The 6,558-nt window shown below is 34.3% G+C and carries 6 protein-coding genes; all 6 read right to left on the bottom strand.

The annotated features are described in order from the left end of the window. Positions 1–254: nucleoid-associated protein (locus QZZ51_RS15760; RefSeq protein ID WP_291871404.1), on the bottom strand; the 254-nt coding region annotated here is incomplete at its 3' end. A gap of 70 nt (positions 255–324) precedes the next feature. After that, on the bottom strand, positions 325–828 hold the full coding sequence (locus tag QZZ51_RS15755) for a hypothetical protein (RefSeq protein WP_291871402.1): 504 nt from the start codon (positions 826–828) through the stop codon (positions 325–327). A gap of 42 nt (positions 829–870) precedes the next feature. Further along, positions 871–1,884, bottom strand: coding sequence for a COX15/CtaA family protein (locus QZZ51_RS15750; RefSeq protein WP_291871400.1), 1,014 nt, complete (start codon positions 1,882–1,884; stop codon positions 871–873). Between the two features lie 159 nt (positions 1,885–2,043). Next, positions 2,044–3,984, bottom strand: a complete 1,941-nt coding sequence (locus QZZ51_RS15745; RefSeq protein WP_291871398.1) for an OmpA family protein — start codon at positions 3,982–3,984, stop codon at positions 2,044–2,046. Positions 3,985–3,995: 11 nt separating this feature from the next. Beyond that, a complete protein-coding gene (locus tag QZZ51_RS15740) occupies positions 3,996–4,937 on the bottom strand; it encodes a type IX secretion system membrane protein PorP/SprF (RefSeq protein WP_291871396.1) in 942 nt (313 codons plus the stop codon). A gap of 39 nt (positions 4,938–4,976) precedes the next feature. Further along, a partial coding sequence (locus tag QZZ51_RS15735; RefSeq protein WP_291871394.1) for a gliding motility-associated C-terminal domain-containing protein occupies positions 4,977–6,558 on the bottom strand: 1,582 nt, incomplete at its 5' end.

Below are 6,558 nucleotides of genomic sequence, written 5' to 3'. Positions count from 1 at the left end.
CTTGATGGATTTATAAATATATCAGAAACTATTTTATATATTTCATTAAACTCAATATCTACTTCATTAGAAAGTTTAAAATAATTTTCTTCTTTTTCTCTAAAAGGTTTAAAAAAGTATTCTTTTAATAAACCAGTAGTTTCATCATTTAAACCAAAGGCATCGGAAGAAAGAAAAAGACCTTCTCCTTTATTTTTATTTCCAACGCGGTGCAATGAAATACTTTCTATTTGAGCAGGGTATAAGTTGATCATACTAAATGGTAGTGTTCAGTTTTAGTTAATGTAGTCTGTATTTTATATAATGATTTAATGTAGGTTGGAGTTAGTTCCAATTTTCATCAAAGTCTAAATCTTCGTAATGGTCTATAGAATCATCAAAATCTATTTCTGATGGGTCTTTGTCCGCTTCAAATTTCTTTTCTGGAGGGGCTTCTGGCAGTTCTCCAAAACTAAAGAGAATATTGGGGTATGCTCTTCCGTCTTCTTTGTCTACAGTGTCGGCCAATTCTATTAAAAAGGTCCACATACTTAAAAAGTCGTAAACATAAATAAGTTTAGTAGTGTTTGTTGAAAGAATATCCTCCACAAAAGTTTCGTTCATTAAGCGAACGTCAGAGCCACTTTCGCTTAAATCGAAAAGTGCAATTTCCTCCTCTTGATTCCATTCTTCGTCGCAGGTGTAAAAAGAAGCCATTTCGTTACCTAAAAACCCAAAAGCTTGGGTTATGGCATTATGAAAGTCTTCAAGAGACACATGAGATTCTATTTCTAAATCTCTAAAAATATCTTCGGAGGCATCCAGAATTACTCTTACCTTATAAATCATCAGTTACAATTTGTGAATAGGCAAAGTTACAATAATTACTTATTATTTAGAGAATCTATGTAAAGTAAAGGTCATGGCTCCTAAAAGTAAAAACGCAACAATCTGATGGGCAATACCTAACCATAATGGAACCGCCAATAGTAGCGTAAAAACTCCTAAAACAAATTGTAAAAGGACTAAAAATATTAAAGATTGAATTCCTTTTTTTTGGGGCACTGTCGTTTTTATTGTTCTAGATTTAATACCGATAAATATTATTATAGCAACTACAATATACGCAAGATACCTGTGTATAAATTGAACACCGCTTTTTCCTTCAGTAAAATTTTTAAGCAATGGTTGTTGTTCTATATAAACAGTTTCATGTATTAATTTTCCATCACTCATAAAAGGCCAGAAGTTGTGAATAAAACCAGCGTCTAACCCAGCAACAAAAGCTCCCCAAATTATCTGAATTACTAATAGGAGCAGAGCAATTTGTAATATTTTTTTTAGATGTGGTGCCGCAGGTTTTTTCTCTGGGTAGATTAAATCTAAAGCAATCCAAAGACTATAGGCACATGTAATGAAAGCAGTAATTAAGTGGGCGGCTAATCTAAAATGAGAAACATCTGGTCTGTTTACTAAGCCACTTTTAACCATGTACCAACCTAAAAAACCTTGAAAAGCTCCCATTCCTAATAAGATGAGACATTTTTTTAAGGTTGATTTTGTTAATTTTTTTCGAATTAAAAAATAAATAAAAGGTAGGATAAACACAATCCCTATAAATCTTCCGATAAAACGATGGAGCCACTCCCAAAAAAAGATAGATTTAAATTCGTCAATACTAAAATGAGAATTAAGCTTTTGGTATTCCGGGAATTGTTTGTATAAATCAAAAGCCTCTTGCCATTCTTCAGCATTTAATGGAGGTAATGTGCCAGAAATAAGTTTGTAGTTAGATATAGAAAGACCAGAATGTGTAAGTCTTGTAATTCCTCCAACTAAAACCATAATAAATATTAAGATACAGCCAGTAAATAGCCAGTAAATTACCGATTTATTTTCTTTCATAGAAGCCTTCCTTTTTATTAGGGTAAATGATGTGTAAAATTACCACTCTTTGCTTAAATAAAAAACAGATTTTGTTTAAGATATGTGGAGATTCTATTATAAACAAAAAGGGAGAACACATGTGTGTTCTCCCTTTCTTATAAGTATAAGTTTTATTAATTATTTTACTACAATAAACTCAGAACGTCTGTTAGCTTGATGTTTATCTTTTGTGCAAGGAACAGCATTGCTACATTCGTTAGTAAGTTTTGTTTCGCCAAATCCTTTATGCGATATTCTTTCTTCTGAGATTCCTTCCGATACAAGGTATGCAGCGGTTGCTTTAGCTCTTCGAACAGAAAGCTCTTTGTTATACGAGTCGTTGCCACGCGAATCTGTATGCGAACGCACTTGTACATGTACTTCTGGATATTCTCTAAGATACGCAAGTACTTTTTTTATACTTGCTTTAGCTTCTTTTCTTGTTAAAGATTTATCAAAATTAAAGTAAATAGGTTCAATGCCTAAATACTTGACAAGGTTAGTTTCGATAGGAGCTGCTTTTCTAGTTTTTTCTAGAGAAAGTTCCATATCTGTAATGTCTTTAGCGGCTACGGTAGCAAACATTTTATTTCTTTGATTGTATTCTTTTTTAGAAGCTACTAATTTGTAATCTCCTTTAGCGCAGTCTCCTTCTAAAGCAAAAGCACCATCTGTATTTGTAATTCCTTTAGCTACAACCTTATTAGCGCTATTGTAAATCATAATTTCTGCATTCGCTAAAAGCGCACCTGTTTCTTGGTCTTTTATTACTCCTGCAATTTTTGCATGGCAAGTTAGGTCTAAGGCTTTATTTTCTGTAAAACTGTAAATATCATCATCACCCTTACCACCATCTCGGTTAGAGGCAAAAAAGCCTTTTTTTGTTTCTTCATTTAAAATAAAAGAGAAATCATCTTCTTCACTATTAATAGGTCTTCCAATATTTTCAATAGTAGGTCTATAGGTGTTTTCTAAATTGGTTACAAAAACATCTAATCCGCCTAAACCTGGGTGGCCATCCGAAGAGAAATATAGTTTGTTTTCGCTAGTAATAAAAGGAAAAGTTTCTCTACTTTCTGTGTTAATATTTTCTCCTAGATTTATAGGGGAACCAAATGATCCATCTGCATTTATGTCTACGGTAAAAATGTCAGATTCTCCCATAGTTCCTGGCATATCCGAGGCGAAATAAAGTTTTGTTTCGTCCTTGTTTAGGGTAGGGTGGGCTACAGAGTAGTTGTCTCCGTTAAAAGGTAGCTCTTGGATGTTTGTCCATTTTCCTTCTGCTAAAGTTGCTTTGTAAATTTTTAATCTACTAACCCCATTTTCATCTCTAGAAAATTTTCCATTTTCGGAATTATTTCTAGTGAAATAAACGGTAGCTCCGTCTTTAGTAAACGCAGTTGAAGATTCGTGTGTTTTTTTGTTCAATGCTTTGGAAAGCTTAGAAGAAGTAACGAAATCTCCTTGTTCATTGGCCGTAGCCTTATAAAGGTTTAAAAAGGGTTTGTTATTCCATGCATGAAGTTTACGAGATGTTAAACCACTATCTCTAGCACTAGAAAAAACTAACATTTCGTTGGTAACTGATGGAGCAAAGTCCGATTCTTTAGAATTAATAGCTAGATTTTTAATGTCATACCTACTAGAGTTGGCCTCAATATTATCTAAATATTCTAGGTTATTTCCAAATTTAATAGCTCTTTGGTCATTAGATTTAGTAGTTTTAAATTTTTGCATCCAAACATCTGACTCCGTATATTTTTCTAAGGATTTTAAAGTTTGTGCATAACGGTACATAAATTCGGGATCAATAGAAGTGTTTTCCAATTGAAACAATTGTTCGTACCATTTGGTAGCCTCTTGGTAATTCGCATTTAAGTAATTGGCGTTTCCTAAATTTTTAAAAATCTCTTCTTTAGAGTATCCGTCCTTTACCAGTTTTTTATACGAGTTAATCGCAGGAGCATAAGCATAATCAGTATAGTTTTGATTGGCTTTATTTATTTTGTTTTCTTGGGCATTAACCATAGCGGTCATTGTAGCTAATCCAAGGAATATGTATTTTATTTTTTTCATTTTGGTAGCTGTTAAAAGAATCTTGGGGTTAATACTTTTTTGTATTTGCTTCTAAGTTCATAACGTAACATTATTTCAAAAGAACCATCGTTAAAGGCAGTACTACCTAATTCTGTGGTTTCTTTGTCATATGCTAAACCAACCATAAATTGGTCTGAAAGTTGAAACCCAACTAAAGCACTTACTGCAGCATCCCATCTGTAAGCGACTCCTAAAGTAAATTTGTCATGCAACATAAAGTTGGCAGAAAGGTCTACTTGTAAAGGCGCTCCTTGTACTGCTTTAAAAAGAGCGGTAGGTTTAAATTTTAAATCAGGATTAAGCTTAAACACATAACCTGTGATAAGATATAAGTTAATTTGTTCTTGTGCTACTCCAGTAGAGGAGGAAGACCCAGAGTTGTCAAAATGTTCTGTTTTTAAGAAATTAGGAACAGATAGCCCGGCATAGAATTTATCGGTATGGTAATAAATACCAGCTCCAAAATTAGGAGAGAATTTTTTGTCTATATCCTGGTAGCCTGTTGGGCTAATAGAAGGGTCATAATTTTTTAATTTATTAAAATCGATATTTAATAAGTGTCCACCAGCCTTTAAACCAAACGATAATTTACCAGTGTCTGATGTGGGAATAGTATAGGAGAAAACTCCATCAAAATATGTGTCTTGGTTTGTGCCGTTACCAATTTCATCATTCACAATAGACAATCCTATACCTACTCTTTTAGATACGGGAGTATTAAAGTTTAATGTCTGTGTCGTTGGCGCACCATCTAAACCTACCCATTGAGAACGGTGCAGTCCAGTAATACTAAATACCCCACGAGAACCTGCGTAGGCAGGGTTCACGGACATGGTATTGTACATATATTGTGTGTACTGCGCATCTTGTTGAGCAATTAACCCTCCAATAGTGGTTAAGGTTAGCAGTAAGGTTATATATATTCTTTTCATAATTTTTTATACTTTATGGTAGTGTTTTGTTAGCTTTTATTATCTGTTAATATATAGGTAGCCAGCTTTCTTTTTAGCTTGATCAAGGTTCATGTAATTTACCACGTAGTAGTAAATACCTACAGGTAGCTTTTCATTTTGCTGAATGGTAGCTCTTCCGTTAGAAATTCCTCGGAAACCATTGCTATCATTATAGCCTTGGGTTTCAAAAACTAATACGCCCCATCTATTATATATTCTTACTGTATTATCTGGGTATGCTTCAATGTTTGTTATTTTAAACACTCCATTTGTAATATTTGGATCTACAAGATCATTCTCAAATATAATGTCACAAAAAGTACCTTTAGGAACTGTGCCGCCAATATGATTACATGAATCTAGAGGGTTTGTACCATCTGTAATTTCTTGACCATCAATAATAGAATCGCCATCTGAGTCTGGATTATTAGAGTCTGTTCCTAATATACTTTCTTCAGAATTTGTTAGACCATCATTATCACAATCACTTGTTTCATTTGAAGATCCGCCATTTGAATCACAATCTTCTAATGGTTCTGTTCCATCTAAAACTTCTTGACCATCTTGAATACCATCTCCATCTGTATCAGGGTTATTAGGGTCTGTTCCTAAAGCTATTTCTTCAGAATCGGATAATCCGTCACCATCGCTATCTATACTTATTAGAACAATACCAGTTCCCCTATTTCCTGCTAAGTCTATAGCTGAAATATTTAATTGATCATTGTGAGTTAAAGAAGGAAAGGTTCCGCTTTGAGGAATTAATGTGTCCGTATTCAAGCTCCAATTGCCTTCAGCGTTTGTTGTTACTGTGTATGTCACGTCAGGTGTATTGTCTCCGTTAGTGTCTATTTCAATTGTTAAAACTTCATTAGGGCTGCCTTGACCAGTAAGTACAGGAGCTATTGCAGTTGCAGAAAAACTATCTACTATAGGAATATTATTGTCCAAAGTTATTGTCTCTTCGTCATTGACTGAGTTTTCAGCTAAATCAGTAACACTAGCAGTAATGGTAAGTAGACCAGAGGTTAACTGGGACAAGTCGGTATTTAATGTCCAAGAACCATCAGGGTTTACAGTGGTTTCAGCATTTATGGTATTAGTTCCATCAAAAATATCAACAGAAACTGTCTGCCCAGGTTCAACACCTGTTGTAATACCAGATAAGGTTACATTGTTAATTTCTGTACTATTGATAAGTCCATCCTCCTCAATTGGAGTGGAGATTTCAATTGTTGCAATTACATCATATTCAATAGGCAGAGTAGCTTGAGTTGCAGGATTTCCAGCAGCATCACTAACATCAGCCGTAATAGTTTCATTAGCACCTAAGGCCTGTGCATCTATGGCAGGTACATCTAGAGTCCAGATACCACTAGCAACAGTTGCATTATAGGTATTTCCATTAAGAACAACGGAAACCACTTGTCCGTCTTCAGCATCAGTAGTTCCTGAAATAGTAACAGGACTATTGTCTTCTACAGCGTTTATGATATTATCAGTTGCAACAGGATTAATAGTAAGTGTTGGCGGAGTAGCATCATATTCAATAGGCAGAGTAGCTTGAGTTGCAGGATTTCCAGCAGCATCACTAACATCA

Origin of the sequence: Maribacter sp. (genome assembly GCF_016744255.1) — a bacterium.
Taxonomy (GTDB): domain Bacteria; phylum Bacteroidota; class Bacteroidia; order Flavobacteriales; family Flavobacteriaceae; genus Maribacter_B.
Note: the sequence above shows the minus strand (reverse complement) of the source record. Positions and strands in the feature narration are given on the sequence as shown.